The 16,601-nt window shown below is 66.1% G+C and carries 13 protein-coding genes and 2 pseudogenes; 5 read left to right on the top strand and 10 right to left on the bottom strand.

Annotation, left to right across the window (positions count from 1 at the left end; translation table 11 throughout):
• Positions 1-7: 7 nt before the first annotated feature.
• Positions 8-1,180, top strand: a complete 1,173-nt coding sequence (locus Q0Q48_RS27305; protein WP_295145472.1) for an amidohydrolase family protein — start codon at positions 8-10, stop codon at positions 1,178-1,180.
• Between the two features lie 49 nt (positions 1,181-1,229).
• A complete protein-coding gene (locus Q0Q48_RS27310) occupies positions 1,230-2,762 on the top strand; it encodes an ATP-binding cassette domain-containing protein (protein WP_295145474.1) in 1,533 nt (510 codons plus the stop codon).
• 33 nt (positions 2,763-2,795) lie between these two features.
• On the opposite strand, the gene Q0Q48_RS27315 is transcribed toward Q0Q48_RS27310, so the two are convergent.
• From Q0Q48_RS27315 to Q0Q48_RS27350, 8 genes and pseudogenes are all read right to left on the bottom strand, one after another.
• Positions 2,796-4,046, bottom strand: coding sequence for an Hsp70 family protein (locus Q0Q48_RS27315; RefSeq protein ID WP_295145475.1), 1,251 nt, complete (start codon positions 4,044-4,046; stop codon positions 2,796-2,798).
• 97 nt (positions 4,047-4,143) lie between these two features.
• A complete protein-coding gene (locus tag Q0Q48_RS27320) occupies positions 4,144-4,920 on the bottom strand; it encodes an ABC transporter permease (RefSeq protein WP_295145476.1) in 777 nt (258 codons plus the stop codon).
• Positions 4,917-5,702 (bottom strand): ABC transporter ATP-binding protein, encoded by a 786-nt coding sequence (locus Q0Q48_RS27325; RefSeq protein WP_295145477.1) that lies wholly within the window; start codon positions 5,700-5,702, stop codon positions 4,917-4,919. Before Q0Q48_RS27325 ends, Q0Q48_RS27320 begins: the two co-directional genes overlap by 4 nt.
• 18 nt (positions 5,703-5,720) lie before the next feature.
• Positions 5,721-6,734 carry an ABC transporter substrate-binding protein gene (locus Q0Q48_RS27330; protein ID WP_295145478.1) on the bottom strand — a complete coding sequence of 338 codons (1,014 nt, stop codon included), beginning with the start codon at positions 6,732-6,734 and terminating at the stop codon, positions 5,721-5,723.
• Positions 6,735-6,782: 48 nt separating this feature from the next.
• Positions 6,783-7,208, bottom strand: a pseudogene (locus Q0Q48_RS27335) (ATP-binding cassette domain-containing protein); the annotation flags it as partial.
• 795 nt (positions 7,209-8,003) lie between these two features.
• Complete coding sequence (locus tag Q0Q48_RS27340; protein WP_295145479.1) at positions 8,004-8,426, bottom strand: hypothetical protein; 423 nt, start codon at positions 8,424-8,426, stop codon at positions 8,004-8,006.
• Between the two features lie 388 nt (positions 8,427-8,814).
• Positions 8,815-10,575, bottom strand: coding sequence for a glucan ABC transporter ATP-binding protein/ permease (locus tag Q0Q48_RS27345; protein ID WP_295145481.1), 1,761 nt, complete (start codon positions 10,573-10,575; stop codon positions 8,815-8,817).
• Positions 10,576-10,599: 24 nt separating this feature from the next.
• Entirely contained in the window at positions 10,600-11,775 is a 1,176-nt protein-coding gene (locus Q0Q48_RS27350) for a M20 aminoacylase family protein (protein WP_295145483.1), read from the bottom strand.
• A 47-nt stretch (positions 11,776-11,822) separates the two neighbouring features.
• On the opposite strand from Q0Q48_RS27350, the gene Q0Q48_RS27355 reads away from it, so the two are divergent.
• On the top strand, positions 11,823-12,779 hold the full coding sequence (locus Q0Q48_RS27355) for a threonine dehydratase (RefSeq protein ID WP_295145484.1): 957 nt from the start codon (positions 11,823-11,825) through the stop codon (positions 12,777-12,779).
• Here Q0Q48_RS27355 and Q0Q48_RS27360 read toward each other — a convergent pair.
• Positions 12,752-13,237 (bottom strand): Lrp/AsnC family transcriptional regulator, encoded by a 486-nt coding sequence (locus Q0Q48_RS27360; protein WP_295145486.1) that lies wholly within the window; start codon positions 13,235-13,237, stop codon positions 12,752-12,754. The genes Q0Q48_RS27355 and Q0Q48_RS27360 overlap by 28 nt on opposite strands.
• A 110-nt stretch (positions 13,238-13,347) precedes the next feature.
• Between Q0Q48_RS27360 and phhA the strand changes: the two genes are divergently transcribed.
• Entirely contained in the window at positions 13,348-14,100 is a 753-nt protein-coding gene (gene phhA / locus Q0Q48_RS27365; protein ID WP_295145487.1) for a phenylalanine 4-monooxygenase, read from the top strand.
• Positions 14,101-14,255: 155 nt separating this feature from the next.
• Here the strand turns inward: phhA and Q0Q48_RS27370 are convergent, their stop codons facing one another.
• Positions 14,256-16,355: an acetate--CoA ligase family protein gene (locus Q0Q48_RS27370; protein WP_295145488.1), complete on the bottom strand. Its 2,100-nt coding sequence runs from the start codon at positions 16,353-16,355 to the stop codon at positions 14,256-14,258.
• A 20-nt stretch (positions 16,356-16,375) separates the two neighbouring features.
• Here Q0Q48_RS27370 and Q0Q48_RS27375 point away from each other — a divergent pair.
• A pseudogene (locus Q0Q48_RS27375) lies at positions 16,376-16,601 on the top strand (tripartite tricarboxylate transporter substrate-binding protein); the annotation flags it as partial.

Raw genomic sequence — 16,601 nt, forward strand, 5'->3', positions numbered from 1 at the left:
CCGAAGCGTGCGCTTCTCGAACGCCACGCTGCCCGACGGCAGCCGTTGCGACATTGAGGTCGAGGGAGGGCGGATCTCCGCCTTCCTCCCGACCTCGCCGTCGACGCCGGATGCCGTCGATCTCGGCGGCACGATCGTCCTGCCGCCGCTCGTCGACGGCCACATCCATCTCGACAAGACCCTGCTCGGCCTGCCCTGGGTGCCCAATCAATCCGCCGGCAACCAGGTCTCCGACCGAATCGAAGCCGAGCGTCGGGTGCGCGCGGCTCGCATGGTGCCGGAATTCGAGACCGGCTCGAACCTGGTGCGCCAAGTCGTGGCCAGCGGCACCTTGCACATGCGCACACATGTCGACATCGACAACCAGCTCGGACTTCGGAACCTCCACGAAGTCCTGAAAATCCGCGAGCATTTCCGCGACCTCGTCACGATCGAGATCGTGGCCTTCCCGCAAAGCGGCATCCTGCGCTCGCCTGGCACGGCGGCGCTGCTCGACGAGGCGATCACGCAGGGCGCGGACCTCGTCGGCGGCCTCGACCCGGTCGGCATCGACGGCGACCTCGACGCCCATCTCGATGCGGTGTTCGGCATCGCCCAGCGTCACAGCGCCGGCGTCGACATCCACCTGCATGACGGCGGCGAAGGCGGCCTCGCGCAGATTATGGCCATCGCGGCCCGCACCGAGGCGTTGGGCCTGCAGGGCAAGGTCGCGGTGAGCCACGCCTTCGCGCTGGGCTCGGTCCCGACCGACAGCGCCACCCGCGCCGCCGACACGCTCGCCCGTGCAGGCGTCGCGATCATGAGTCATGGGCCGGGCGGCGCCACCATTCCGCCACTCAAGCTGCTGCGCGAGCACGGCGTCGAGGTGTTCGGCGGCTCGGACAATATTCGGGATGCCTGGTCGCCGTTCGGCAGCGGCGACATGCTGGAGCGCGCCATGCTGATCGGCTATCGCGCCAACTTCCGCCACGACGCGGAGCTGGCGCTCGCCCTCGACATGGTGACAGCGGCGGGAGCCCGCGTCCTGGGGCTCGCCGACTACGGCATCAAGGCCGGCGGTCCCGCGGACTTCGTGACGGTCGAAGCGACCACGCTCGCCGAAGCCGTGGCCACCCGCAAACGCCGAAGCCTCGTGGTCAAGGCCGGCCGCATCGTCGCCCGGGACGGTACGCTGGTCTAGGCCCGATCGCGGTGGTAAAGGCGCGATCCCTTTCGCGTCAGGATCGACAATGGCGTCGCGTCAGGCCGTGCTCGGCATGGAGCAGGCTTCCTTCTTCTACGGCTCGGGCCGCGTCTTCGAGAACGTGTCGTTCCTGCTCGACGATGCGCGCACGGCACTGGTCGGCGAGAACGGCGCCGGCAAGTCGACCTTGCTGAAGTGCCTGACGGGCACACTGGAACTCAATGCCGGCGAGGTCATCCGCTCGCGCGGCCTGCGCATCGGCCAGGTGCCGCAGGACGTACCCGAGGGCCTCGCGGGCCAGCCCGTGCGCGACGTGCTGGCTCAGTCATTGGTCACCGTCGGCCAGGAGGGCGAGGATTGGCGCATCGACGTTCTGATCGACGAGATCGGCGTCGATCCGGAGATGCTCGACAAGTCGTTCGGCACGCTTTCGGGTGGCTGGCAGCGGCTGATGCTGATCGCAGCGGCGGCACGGCTCGAGGAGCCCGACATCCTGATCCTCGATGAGCCGACCAACCATCTCGACCTCGCCAACATCAACACGCTGGAGCGCTGGCTTACCGCCGAGTTCGCCGTGCCGATGCTGATCGTGAGCCACGACCGCGAGTTCCTCGACCGGGTGACAGAGCGCACGCTGTTCCTGCGTTCGGACGGCGTGCATGCCTTCAAGACGCGTTTCTCGATCGCACGCGAGGAACTGCTGCGCCGCGACGCCACTGCGGCGGCGCGGGCGCGCCAGGAGGACCGCGAGATCAAGCGGCTGGAGCAGGCCGCCGCGCGCTACAAGGTCTGGGCGGTCAAGAATCCCGATCTCAACAAGCGCAAGAACGCCGTCGAGAGCCGCATTGCGCGCATCGAGAAGGAGCGCACGCAGACCTATGCCGCGCGCGAACGCCGGCTCGAACTGGCCGACGGCGACATCGACGCCAAGGTGGCGCTGCGCCTGTCGAACCTCGACGTGACGGTGCCTGGCGGCAACCGCAAGCTGATCGGCATCGAGCGCCTCGCCATTGCCGCGGGCGAACGCGTGGCGCTGCTCGGTACCAACGGGGCCGGCAAGTCGACACTTCTTGCCGCGCTGGCCGCCGCCTACGAACCCGGCCGCGAGCATTACGACGGGCAAGCCGCCGTGCGGTTCAATCCAGCCTGCCGGCTGGTCTACTTCGACCAGACGATGAGCGATCTGCCGACGACGACGAAGATCCTCGACTATGTGGTCGAGGCCGAAGGCGTCACCGAGAAGGACGCGATCCGCCACCTCGCCGGTGCGGGCTTCGCCTTCGTGCGGCTGAAGGAGCCGATTGGCGTGCTGAGCCACGGCGAGCGCGCGCGGCTGGTCTTCCTCAAGATGAAGCTGCTGCGGCCGAACTTCTACGTGCTCGACGAGCCGACCAACCATCTCGACATCGAGGGCCAGGAAGACCTCGAGGAACAGCTGGAGAAGAGCGACGTGTCGTGCCTCTTCGTGAGCCACGACCGCTTCTTCACGCGCACCGTGGCGACCCGCTTCCTGGAGATCCGCAAGGGCCGACTCGTCGAGACCGAAGACGCCGACGCCTTCTTCGATTCGCAGGTGTAACCGCTTCCTCCCATTTGAATGGGGAGGCGGAAATCACCCCACCCGCCCCGCCATCCGCGCAAGACCAAGGGCGACGGAAAGAAGGTCGGACCCTCCGGCGGTCCTCGCGGACGGGGCCGCCCGCGCGACGGCGGTACGGACGGCGGGGACGCGGCTCGATCCGCCGGTGAGGAAGATCGTCTCGATCGCATCGGGCTCGAGACCGGCCGCGGCAATGCACTCGCCCGCGGCCTTGTGGAGCCGCTCCGTCGCGGCGCCGATCGCACGGTCGAACGCACGGCGCGTCGCAAGGGCCGAGAGACCGGCTTCGAGGAAGGCCAGCGGGATCGTGGCACGGTCCTCGGCGCTCAACACGATCTTGGCATCCTCGACGGCGAAGGCGACGCGATGGCCGAGGCTCTCGTGCACCAGCTTCAGCAGACGCGCCACCTTCTCCGGCTCGGCGGCCAGCGACTGAAGCTCGGCGATCTCGCGTTCGTTGCGGTAGGTGTAGGCGAAGTTGATCGTCGCCCAGGTGGCGAGCTGATGATAGAGCGCGTTCGGCATCGGCAGGTTCTTCTCGACCAGCCGCGTGCCGAGACCCAGCAGCGGCATCACCGACGTGAGGGAGAGCGCGGTGTCGAGGTCCGTGCCGCCCAGCCGCACGCCGGACGTCGCGAGCACGTCGTCGCTGCGGTCCGCCCGGTCGCGGCGTCCCGGCCCGACGCGGACGATCGAGAAATCGCTCGTGCCGCCGCCGATGTCGGCGATCAGCACCAGCTCCTCGCGCGTCACGGTCTGTTCGTAGTGATGGGCGGCCGCAATGGGTTCGTAGGCAAAGGCGATATCGCGGAAGCCGGCCTCGCGCGCCACGCGCTCCAGCACTTCCTGCGCGCGCGCATCCGCCCTGTCGTCGTCGTCGACGAAGCGCACCGGGCGCCCCATCACGACCGAGGTGATCTCCTCGCCGGCGAACGCCTCGGCCTTTTGCTTGAGGTTCTGCAAGAAGATCTCGACCACCTTGGTGAGCGGCACCTTGCGGCCGCCGAGACTGGTCTCCTCGTCGATCAGGGACGAACCCAGGATGGATTTCAGCGCCCGCATCAGGCGACCCTCGGTGTGATCGACATAGGCCGCGATGGCGGCCTCGCCCAGCAGCACCCGGCCCTTGGTCTCCTGGTCGAAGAAGACCGCGCTCGGGAGCAGCGTATTGTCGCCCTCGACAGGCGCCAGCACCGCGATGCCATTGCGCACAATGCCGATCGCCGAATTCGACGTGCCGAAATCAAGTCCGCAGGCGGTCATCACAGTCCCCTTGGGTCGCGAAGGGGATGTCATCTATTACGATGCGCCGCGCGTTGCCAGATTGTTTCTTTTCGCCTTGCCCATGCGCGATGGAGGGTTAGGCGACGATTTCGCCGCGGAAGGCCCAGCGCGTCATGCGCTTCTCGACGATGGCGCAGACCGCGTACATGGCGACGCCCATGATGGCGATGGCGAACAGGCCGGCGAAGGTGGTGGGTGCGTCGTTGCGGGCGCTGGCCGACAGCATCAGGAAGCCGATCCCGTTGTTGCCGCCCACCGTCTCGGAAATCACCGAGCCGATGAAGGCCAGCGTGATCGCCACCTTGAGGCTGGCGAACAGGTAGGGCATGGCGCGTGGGATACCGACCTTGGTCAGGATCTCCAGCCGCGACGCGCCAAGGCTGCGCAGCACGTCGCGCATCTCGGGCTCAATGGTGGCAAGCCCGGTCGCCACGTTCACCACGATGGGAAAGAAGCTGATCACGAAGGCGGTGATAACGGCCGGCAGCGAGCCGACGCCGACCCAGATCATCAGGATCGGCACGATCGCCACCTTGGGGATCGCGTTGAAGGCGATCAACAGCGGATAGAGGCCGGAATAGATGAACGGTGAAGCGCCGACCGCGAGCCCCAGCAGCAGGCCGCCGGCAATGGCCAGCAGGAAGCCGATCGTCGTGGTCCACAGCGTGTCCCAGCAATAGGCCATCAGGATATCGAAGCGCTGGACGAACACCGCGAAGATCCTGGTCGGCTTCGGCAGGATGATCTCCGGCACCTGGAAGACGATGCAGCAGACTTCCCAGACGATCAGCAGGCCCGCGAGGAAGAGCCACGGCATCGCATGCTTCAGCGCCTCGCGCTTGAGGTCGCTCATGGCGCGTGCTCCTGGTGGATACGATCGCGCAGCTCGTGGACGATGTCGACGAAGTGCGGCTCGAACGTGGTGGCGAGCGTGCGCGGCCGCGGGATGTCGATCTTCTTCGCCAGCACGATGCGGCCGGGGCGCCGGCTCATCACATAGACCGTGTCGGCGAGATAGACCGCCTCGCGCAGATCGTGCGTCACCAGCACGCCGGTAAACCGCTTCTCCAGCCACAGCGCCTGCATGACGCCCCACAGCTCCTCGCGCGTGAAGGCGTCGAGGGCGCCGAACGGCTCGTCGAGCATCAGCAGCTCGGGCTCGTGGATCAGCGCCCGGCACAGGTTCGAGCGCTGCTGCATGCCGCCGGAGAGCTGCCAGGGATACTTGTCGGCGAAATCCTGCAGCCCGACAGTCTTCAGGAGCCTCATCGCCCGCTCGACATACTCCGCGCGATGGCTGCGGAAGCGGCGCTTGTGCGGCTCGACCACCTCCATGGGCAGGAGGATGTTGTTCATGGTCGTGCGCCACGGCATCAGGGTCGGGTTCTGGAACGCCATGCCGACGCCCTTGATCGGCCCCGTCACCTTCTTGCCGCCCACCGTGATCTCACCGCCCGACGGCGGCAGGAGGCCAGTGACCAGCTTCATGATGGTGGACTTGCCGCAGCCCGACGGGCCGACGACGGCGATGAACTCGCCCTTGTCGATGCCGAGAGTGGCATCGGCAAGAGCCAGCGTCGTGTCCTTGCCGAGCCGGTAGGTGAGACTGACGCCCTTGAGATCGACGAAGGCCATTGCCTCGGGCTCGGTCGCTTACTTGGACACCATCCGGTCGGCCTTGGGCGGCAAGTAAGCGTTGCTGAACACCTTGTCGGGGGCCGGCGCATTGGGCAGGCCGAAGGCCTCCGACACGTCCTTCACCGCGCGGGCGAAGCGGGCCGGGTCGACGTCACCCATGCCATTGGCCTTGACGTAGGGCGTCAGGATGTTGGTCTCCAGCGAGATCTTGAGACGCTCCATCTCGAGCTTCTCGTCGATCAGCGGGTCGCGCTTCTTGGCGGCGGCGATGCCGAGCTGCGGGTTGGCGATGACGTCCTTCCAGCCCTTCATGGTGGCGGCGAGGAAGCCCTTCACGGCCTTCTCGTTCTTGGCCATCTCGCCGGAGATCACGACGCCGTTGCCGTAGACGTCCATGCCGAAATCGACGAAGCGCATCGCGACGATGTCCTCGAAGGCCACGCCGCGCGCCTTGAGGTCCAGCATCGACGAAAAATAGTGGCCGGAGATGAAATCGACCGTGCCCTGGACCAGACTCTGCTCGCGCAGCTGCGGCGTCAGGTTCACGTGCTCCCACTTGGTGATGCCGTTCTTCTTGGCGAAGGCCGGGAACAGGCGGAAGCTGGCGTCGAACACCGGCGCGCCGAGCTTCTTGCCCTCGAGGTCCTTCGGCGTCTTGATGCCGCTCTTCTTCAGCGCATAGACCCCGAACGGCGCGAAATCGTACACCATGAACACGCAGAGCACTTCCTTGCCCGGGTTCTTGGCATTGTATTCGATGGTCGAATTCACATCGGCGAAGCCGATCTGATAGGCCCCCGTGGCCACGCGCTGGACCGCGCCGGCCGAGCCCTGGCCGGGATCCATCGTGACGTCGAGGCCTTCCGCCTTGTAGTAGCCCTTCTCCAGCGCCACCAGGAACGGCGAGGTCGGGCCCTGGAAGACCCAGTCCAGGGTGAACTTGATGGCGGTCTGGGCATTGGCCGGGAGGCTCCCGAGCGCTAGCGCGACCGCTGCCGCACCGCCCAGCACCTTGGCGAATTTGCTCATTTTCTCGATCCCCCTGAGTTCCCTATCGGCGACTCTTAGGCGGACATTTCACGCCCGCCAAGGGGATATCAGGCAGATTCTATGCCAGCCTGCTGCGTGGCCGCCAGCCCGCGCGAAAGCACCGCCCTGGGCGATCAGCGCCTGGCAGGCCCCCTGCTCCACGACCCGTCCGTGCTCGAACACGACGACCTGGTCGGCGTCGCGGATTGTCAACAGGCGGTGCGCGATCACGAAAGTGGTGCGGCCCTGCATCAGCACCTTCAGCGCCTTCTGGATGCGCGCCTCGGTGACCGAATCGAGGGCGCTGGTCGCTTCGTCGAGGATCAGGATCGGCGGGTTCTTGAGCAGCGCGCGCGCGATCGCGAGGCGCTGGCGTTCGCCGCCCGACAGGGTGGTGCCGCGCTCGCCGACCAGCGTGCCGTAACCCTGCGGCTGACGCATGATGAAGTCATGCGCCCCGGCGAGCCTGGCGGCCCGCGCCGAAGCCGCGGAACTTCGCACCGTACTTAGCCAGGGCGGCGATCCGCACGCTCATCGCCAGCGGAAGCGGCAGGCCAAGGCTCTGGAGGATGCTCGCTCAATCACCTTCGAGACGGCGGCTCGAAAACTACCACGCACGGCGCAAGGCGAGGTGGCATAGCGAGGAATGCGCCGGACACTGGCTGGGGGAACTCGAGATCCATGCCGTCCCTAGGATCGACGACAGCTTAGATCGGCAAGTCGCCAACTCGAGTTCGGGGGCACCGTAGCTTCATCGCAAGCGGGACTCCTGGGCCTGTCAGAGACCCGATCGAAGTTCCCACAGAACGGCACGAAAATTTCAGAAAGTCCCGGCCCCGTTGACCGCGCGATGCCCGTTCCCTGGAGAGGGAAGTCCGCACAACGCGACCAGTCGCTATAAGCGAGCCCAAGGCGCTGCCAGCAAGCTGGTCTAAGATCAAAAAGCCGTAAGAGCCGCCGCCTCCGCATCGGAGAGGGCGACGTTTGCGTTTGAATGTCTTCAGTAAGCGGTGGCCAGCAGATGGCAATCCGCCTCGGGATAGACTGCGAGTTCCGCCCATGGTGTCGCGCCGACCGGAATCCCGACATTCCCCGTCGTTGAACCGGTGTAGTAATAGGGCGGGCACACAGAGCACACCCTGTACTGGAACCGCGGATGGTGGATGTCCTGTTCGCCGACGTTTATGAGGCCGAATGGAAGCGCTGGACCACGAAAGATTGTTGTCCAGCGGTTGGCAGGGCAATAAGTGTAAGGAGGAGTACTAAACATTACTTCGCCCCCTTTGACATCTGAGTTTCTACGACTCTAGCAATAGTCTTCGGATGAGAGGCTGAAAGCATAGCCATCTCATATCGGTGGCGGCCCAGTGCAGCGTACATCCGCGATAGCAAGGCGCCCTCGTGCTCGATCGGGAAAAAACCTTCGTGCATGTAGGTTTTGATCTCCTCAGCATCGATAAGGTGACGACCAGCCATGAAACGGCCGTTCTGAAGATGCTTGATTAGGTCACCAACGGACTCAATGGGATAGGGAACCTTTTTCGCTCGCGCATACTTGAGCGCAAGCGCGCAGATCCGTAGATCGGGAACCAGACTGAGCGTAAGATCAAGTACTTCCCAATCCTCAGCAGCAAACTCGATCTGCTCTCCAAACGCGCGCCACCGTTTCCGTGCCTCAATAGGACTTTCCATCGGATTACCTCCAGATTGCCGTGGACCTCTGGCTAGTACGCCGGTGGGCCGGCGCAGCGTCTGCGATAGGTGACTACCGTGCGCGACGTGAGGCCTTGAGGTGGATCAAACGCGTAGATCGGCGAGGTGCCGGAGCCGCCGTCCGAGGTCGAGATAGAGGCGCCGGCTGCCGAGAAGCGCGGTGGCATCAAGCTCGTCCAAGACAAAATTCCATAGGCGATGCCGTTCCATTGCGCTTGCGAAGCTGGGCAAGCACCTCGACCGTCACGTCCTCGCCGGGCGCAGGCTTCCTAATGACGGCCTGAAGGCAGGGACAACGTTAGGGACAGAAAAACCGAGCCAACAAACAGAATGTCGTCACAACAGGTTAGAAGATGCCCCTTGAGGATCAGGCAGATTCTATGCCGGCCTGCTGCGTGGCCACCAGCCGCGCGAAAGCACCGCCCTGGGCGATCAGCGCCTGGTAGGCCCCCTGCTCCACGACCCGTCCGTGCTCGAACACGACGACCTGGTCGGCGTCGCGGATTGTCAACAGGCGGTGCGCGATCACGAAAGTGGTGCGGCCCTGCATCAGCACCTTCAGCGCCTTCTGGATGCGCGCCTCGGTGACCGAATCGAGGGCGCTGGTCGCTTCGTCGAGGATCAGGATCGGCGGGTTCTTGAGCAGCGCGCGCGCGATCGCGAGGCGCTGGCGTTCGCCGCCCGACAGGGTGGTGCCGCGCTCGCCGACCAGCGTCTCGTAACCCTGCGGCTGGCGCATGATGAAATCGTGCGCCTCGGCGAGCTTGGCGGCTTCCTCCAGCTCGGCCTGGGTGGCGTCGGGCTTGCCGATGCGCAGATTGTCGGCGATCGAGCGGTAGAACATGGTGCTGTCCTGGAACACCACGCCGATGTTCCGCCGCAGCGATTCCAGCTTGATGTCGCGGTGGTCGACGCCGTCGATGCGGATCACGCCCGACTGGGCATCCCACATGCGGTGCATCAGCGAGAGCGCCGTGCTCTTGCCGGCGCCGGTCGGACCGACGAACGCCACCGTCGAGCCCGCCGGCACCTTGAGCGAGAAATGCACAAGCGCCGGACGCTTGCCGTCGTAGGAGAAGTTGATGTCGTCGAACTCGACATCGCCGCGGGCGCGGCCGATGTCGATGCCGTTCGGCTTGTCCGGCACGCTCGACTGCGAATCGAGCACACGGAAGAAATCGCCCAGCGACGGCATCTGGAAGAAGATGCGGCTGACGAAGCCCGAGGCCTGGTCCATGCGGCCGATCAGCATGGTGGCAAAGCCCATGAAACTCACGATCTCACCGACCGTCGCTTCGCCACAGGTATAGAGCCAGGTGCCGAGCACGAAGATCAGGATGACGGTGATCGTCGAGGCGGCGCGCGTCAGCACCGACAGGAAGGCCCACCAGTTGAGCACCGGGAACTGCGCCTGCAGGGTCTGGCCGATGATGCGATGCATCTCGCTGGTTTCCGCGGCCAGCCGCACGAAGCTCTGGATGAGGTTGATGTTGCCCAGCGCGTCGCCAGCCCGCCCCGCGAGTTCGCTGTGAAGATCCTCGACCTTCTTCTGAAGGCGGTCGGTGCGGCTCACGACCCAGATGTTGGTGACGGCGAAGACCAGGATCAGCACCAGCAGCAGGAGCCCCAGCCGCCAGTTCATGAACATGCTGAGCGGCAGCATGACGAACAGCGCCACCAGGGTCGCGAGGTTCTCGCGGAAGAAGGACAGCCAGATGCCGAACAGGTTGTCGACACCGGTCAGCATGATCTTGATCAGCCGGCCGGAATGCTGGGCGTTGTGGAAAGAGAAGGGCAGCATCAGCAGATGCTGGAAGTAGGTGGCCATCGCGCCCAGGCGGCGGCGATGGGCCATGCGGTCGGCCTGCAGAGAGACCACCATGTTCGCCACGATGCCGCCGAGGCCGACCAGTGCCCACAGGCCGAGGATGTAGCGCGCATCGTGCCACAGCTGCTCGACCGGCCGGTCGCGCGCGTTGCTTAGCAGGTCGATGACCTTGCCGAACAGCACGGGTTCGTAGAATTGCAGACCGGCCACCGCGATATTCGCGATGGCCAACGTGATGGCCAACCCCTTCTCGGCCCGCAACAGGCCGATCACTCGTCCATAGACGCGGAAGAATTCCATGTGTCTCGTCCGCGCCCTGCCAGCTCAGGCCGCCGTCGGGTTGAGGAAGCGCTCGACGGTGCGAACGAAGAAGCTCACGCCGAACGGGATGGCCATGTCGTTGAAGTCGTAGCGCGCATTGTGCAGGCTGACCGTGCCCGGTCCGCCGCCATTGCCCAGCCACACCATCGCGCCCGGCACCTTCTCCAGCATGTAGGAGAAGTCCTCGGCGCCCATGCTCGGCCGCGTATTGTCCTGGACGGCATGTTCGCCGCACACGCCGGCGGCCACGTCGGCGGCGAAGCGGGCCTGCTCGACGTCGTTCACGGTCGGCGGATAGCCCGGCTTGTGCTCGACCTCGATGGTGACGCCATGCATGCGGGCCGCGCCCTCGCAGATCTCGTCGATGCGCCGCTTGACCAATTCGCGGTTCGCCGGCGTCGTCGTACGCGTCGTGCCGCCGATATGAGCGTCGCCCGGAATGACGTTGTAGGCGGAGCCCGCATGGAAGAAGCCGACGGTCACGACACCCGAATCGATCGGATCGATGTTGCGCGAGACGATGGTCTGGAGCGCCATGACGATGTTCGCGCCAACCACCATGGGGTCGAGCGTGGAATGCGGATGGGCGGCATGGCCGCCCTTGCCCGTGATGCGGATGTCCCAGCGATCGGCTGCCGCCAGCAACGGCCCGCCCTTGGTGACGATGTGGCCGACCGGGACCCCGGGCTTGTTGTGGATCGCGAACACCGCGTCGCAGGGGAATTTCTCGAACAGCCCGTCCTCGATCATCACCTTGGCGCCGCCGCCGCCCTCTTCGGCCGGCTGGAAGATGAAGTGAACGGCGCCCTCGAAGTTCCGCGTCTCGCTCAGCACCTTCGCCGCGCCCAGCAGCATGGCGGTGTGACCGTCATGGCCGCAGGCATGCATGCGGCCGGGATTGTTCGACCGGTGCGCGAAATCGTTGGCCTCGTCCATCGGCAGGCAGTCCATGTCGGCGCGCAGACCGATCGACTTCAGCGAATTGCCCTTGCGCAGGGTACCCACCAGGCCGGTCTTGCCGAGGCCGCGCGTCACCTCCAGTCCCCATTCCTGCAATTTCGCCGCCACCACATCGGAGGTGCGGTTTTCCTCGAAGGCCAGTTCGGGATGGGCGTGGATGTCGCGGCGGATCGCCGAGATCTCGCCCTGGATTTCGAGTGCGCGCGGCAGGACAGGCATGGGGTACTCCAGTTGGAACCGCAGCCATCTTAGACCAGAGTAGGCGGATGTTGTCTCTCCACGAGATCGAATCGGCTGCCGCCATCGTGCATGGCGCCATGCCGCCCACCGCACAGTATGCGTGGCCCCTGCTCGCCCGGCGCACCGGCAGCGAAACCTGGGTCAAGCACGAGAACCACACGCCGACCGGGGCCTTCAAGGTGCGCGGCGGACTGGTCTTCATGGATCGCCTGAAGCGCAGGTCGCCCGGTACCGGCGGCGTCATCAGCGCAACGCGCGGCAACCATGGCCAGAGCATCGCGCTGGCGGCGGCCCGCAATGGCATCGCCGCCACGATCGTCGTGCCCCATGGCAATTCGGTCGAGAAGAATGCCGCCATGCGCGCCTTCGGGGCGGAGCTGCTCGAGGCCGGGCACGATTTCGATGCGGCCAAGGACACGGCGATGAAACTGGCCGACGAGCGCGGCCTCGTCATGGTGCCGTCGTTCCATCGCGACCTGGTGGCGGGCGTCGCCTCCTACGCGCTCGAACTGTTCCGCGCCGCACCGCCGCTCGACACGGTCTACGTGCCGATCGGCCTGGGCTCCGGCATCTGCGGTACCATCGCGGTGCGCGACGCGCTGGGACTCACGACGAAGATCGTCGGCGTCGTCTCGACCGAGGCACCGGCCTATGCCCTGTCTTTTGCGGCCGGGAAAGTCGTGCCGACCAACAGCGCCGACACCATGGCCGACGGCATGGCCGTGCGCGGCCCGGACGCGCAGGCGCTGGAGGTCATCCTGAAGGGGGCCGACCGCATCGTTCAGGTCAGCGACGCGGAGATCGGCGCCGCGATGCGCGCCTACTACGAGGACACGCACCAGCTCACGGAAGGCGCCGGCGCTGCCGCGCTGGCGGCACTCCTGCAGGAGCGCGAGCGCATGGAAGGCAAGCGTGTCGGCCTGATCCTGAGCGGCGGCAACATCGACCGGCCGCTCTATTTGCGGACGCTCGCAGAAGGCTGAGGCGCCCAGGCGAGATCGCTCTTCACCGCCTGCATGATGAAGGAGGAGCGCGTGCCGCGGACACCGGGCATGCGCAGCAGCGCCTTCATGGCGAACTCGCTGAAGCTCGCGAGATCCGGCGCCAAAACGTGCAGCAAGAAATCCATGTCGCCGGTCACCGCATAGCAGGCCACCACCTCGGGGCGCGCGCGGATGGCCGCTTCGAAGGCCTCGACGGTCTTTTCCGAATGGTCGTCGAGCGTCACCTGCACCATCGCCTGCAGGGCGAGTCCGAGGGCCGGTGGTGAGACCAGAGCGGCGTAGCGCTCGATCACCCCCTCTTCCTCCAGCCGCTTCACCCGGCGCTGGCAGGGCGTAGGCGACAGCCCGACCCGTTCCGCCAAGTCGACCATTGGGAGCCGGCCTTCGGACTGGAGTGCGCTGACAATGCGTCTGTCGATGTCATCCAGCTCGGCCATGGAGGAATTCCCCAAAAAACACCACACTAGTGGACAATATCCCTAGATTGACCCCAATCCAAAGCCAACTTTGCCGGGATTCACCAGCCCGGCGAGACCATATTGAGGGCATGAAAACCGCTCCCCTCGAGAACCTGCGCGGCGACTATGCCGGCATGGCGCCGGACTGGACCGTGCCGCAGCATCTCGATCTCTATTCCGACGAGGAACAGGCGGTGTGGCGGCTGCTGGTCCAGCGCCAGCGCGCCCTTGCCGAGCGATATGCCTGTGCCGAGTTCCTGGCAGGCCTCGACGCGATCGGACTGGGCGACACCATTCCCGATTTCGCGGAGGTCAACGCGCGACTGGAGCCGCTGACCGGCTGGCGTATCGTCGGCGTACCCGGGCTGATCCCGGATGCGGCCTTCTACGACCATCTCGCCCATCGCCGCTTTCCAGTGACCGTGTGGATCCGCAAGCGCGAGGAGATCGACTATCTGGTCGAGCCCGACCTGTTCCACGATTTCTTCGGTCACGTGCCGCTGCTCACCAACCCGGTTTTCGCCGACTACATGCAGGACTATGGCCGGCGCGGCGTCGAAGCCGGCCCCAACGTCCATCTCCTGGCCCGCCTCTACTGGTTCACCGTCGAGTTCGGCCTGATCCGCACCGGGCAGGGGCTGAAGGCCTATGGCGCCGGCATCCTGTCATCCGCCGCCGAAGTGAGGCACGCGATCGAGGGCAAAGGCGTCGAGCGAGTGGCCTTCGATGCGTCGGTCGCGATGAACCGGCCCTACGAGATCGACCGCCTGCAGAACACCTACTTCGTCCTCGACGATTTCCGCCAGCTCATGGACCGGCCGACGGACGTGCCGAAGCATTGAGCGACTTACACATCCCGTCGTCTCGACCGGAGCGCCGTAGGCGCGCAGCGGAGAGACCTTCTCTCCACAATTGCCGGCTTTAGGTCGAGGGAAGGTCTCTCCGCTGCGCCTCGCTGCGCGAGGCTCCGGTCGAGACGACGGATTGTGTGTCTGGGCTAGCCCAACACCACAAGCCCATCGACCGCGACGACACCTTCGCCTTCGCGCTTGATCAGCAGCGGATTGATCTCCGCTTCGGCAATGTCGGCAAATTGCCAGTGCGCCAACGTCGAGAAGGCCGCGATGGTCCTGGCCAGCGCCGCGACATCGCCCTTCGGCAGGTTGCGATAGCCGCGCACGGTCGCCAGCCCCTTCACTTCGGCGATCATCTCCAACGCCTCGCCCTCGTCCACCGGGGCGAGGCGGGTCGAAGCGTCCTTGTAGATCTCGGCCAGCACACCGCCGAGACCGACGGTGACCGTCGGCCCAACCAAGGGATCGCGACGATAGCCCAGGATCACCTCGACGAGCCCGCGCTCCATCTTCTGCACCAGGAAGCCCTGCAGTCTCGCACCGGGCGCGTAGGCCTTCACCCGCTTCTCGATCTCGCGCGCGGCCACCGCGGCGGTCTGACCGTCAGGAATGCCGAGGGCCACGCCGCCCGCTTCGGTTTTGTGGGCAATGTCCGCCGACAGGATCTTCAGCACGACCGGCGAGCCGACTTCGCCGACGGCGGCGGCGATGCGTCGGGCATCCGGCACCGCCATCGACTTTGCCATCGACACGCCCAGTGCCGCGAAGAGGTCGGCGGCGCGGCGTTCATCGAAGCCGGATACCCGCCCCGCTTCCAGCGCATCGAGCGCACCGATCGAAGGCTCGGTGAGAGGCCGCAAGGGTTGCGGCGGCGTCCGCAGAAGGCAGAGCGCCATCGCCTCGGCACAGGACTCGGGATGGCGAAACGCGGGCACGCCCGCCGCCGTCAGCAGCGCCAGCGATTTCTCCGCCGAGGGCGTCAGCGCCACCGCGAAAGGCTTGCCCGATCCGGCGAAGCGCAGCAGCGGCTCGACCGCGAGTTCGGGATTGAATTGCGCCGAGGAGCCGACCACGAAGATCACGGCATCGTTGCCATCGTCGGCCAGCAGCCGCTCGATCGTGCCCGACACGATTTCAGGCTTGGCGCCGGCCAGGGTGAGATCGACCAGCTTGCCGTCGCCGGCCGCGATTCCCAGTGGCTTCAACCATTCCACGAGGTTCTTCGGCGGGCCCACGATGTCGAGACCGGCCATCGCCATGCTGTCGACCACCATGGCCGCGCCGCCGCCCGTCGTGGTCGCCACCGCCACGCGGCGGCCGCCGCTCCGCGACTTTGAGCGGCCGACCAGCAGCGACGGCACATCGATCAGCGATTCGAACATCGAGACGCGGGCGATACCGTGTCGGCGGCAGAAGGCATCGAAGGTCGCATCGGAGCCGGCGATGGCGCCGGTGTGGGACTTCGCGAGCTCCTGGCCGATGTCGGAGCGGCCGAGCTTGTAGGCGATCACCGGCTTGCCGGCCGCGTGCGCCCGCCGGGCCGCGCGCGCCAGCCGGTCGCCGTCACGCAAGGTCTCCATGAAAAGCAGGATCGCCGTTGTCCTGGGATCGTCGACCAGCAGGTCCGTGATCTCGCCGACCGCAAGGTCGACCTCGTTGCCCACGGAGATCAGCCGCGAGAAGCCGATGCCGCGCGCATCGGCGCGCGACAGCAGGGCACCGATCAGGCTGCCGCTCTGGCTCACGACGGCCCAGTTGCCGGCGCGAAGCCTCTCCACGGCAAAGGCGGCATTGGCCGTCAGCGCCACGGCGGGATCGGTGCTCACCGTGCCGATACTGTTGGGACCGACGAGGCGGATGCCGGTCTCGCGCACGACCTTCGCAAGATCGTCCTGCAGCAAGGCGCCGGCGGCGCCCGCATCGGCGAAGCCGCCGGCCAGGATCGACGCCACCTTGACGCCGCGCCGGCCGCAATCGGCCAGCGCCCGCACGGCGGCCGTGCCGTTCAGCAGGATATAGGCGTGGTCGATGTCGCCCGGGATCGCGTCGAGGTCCTTGTAGGCTTTCTCGCCCAGGATTTCGCTGCGCGACGGATTGACGGGCAGGATCTCGCCGGTGAAGCCGTGCCTGCGCAGGAAGCGCTGCGGCCGCGATGTCGTTTTGGTGACATCCGACGAGGCACCGATCAGCGCGACGCGTCGCGGCTCGAAAAGGGCGGAGAACAGGACCTTGGGATCGTTCATGGCCCGAGTATACTCCCCGCATGCTCAACCGCCGCTCCTTCGTCGCCGCGACGCTTGCCGTCGCCGCCACTCCCGCCGCCGCGCAAACCGCGCCGTGGCCCAGCAAGCCCATCAAGCTCGTCGTTCCCTATGCGCCCGGCGGCACCACCGACGTCGTAGCGCGCATGGTGGCCGAGTATCTCGGCCAGAAGCTCGGCCAGAACATCATCGTCGACAACAAGCCCGGCAAGGGCGCGATGGTCGGCA

It is taken from the genome of uncultured Reyranella sp., assembly GCF_945957355.1.
Taxonomy (GTDB): domain Bacteria; phylum Pseudomonadota; class Alphaproteobacteria; order Reyranellales; family Reyranellaceae; genus Reyranella.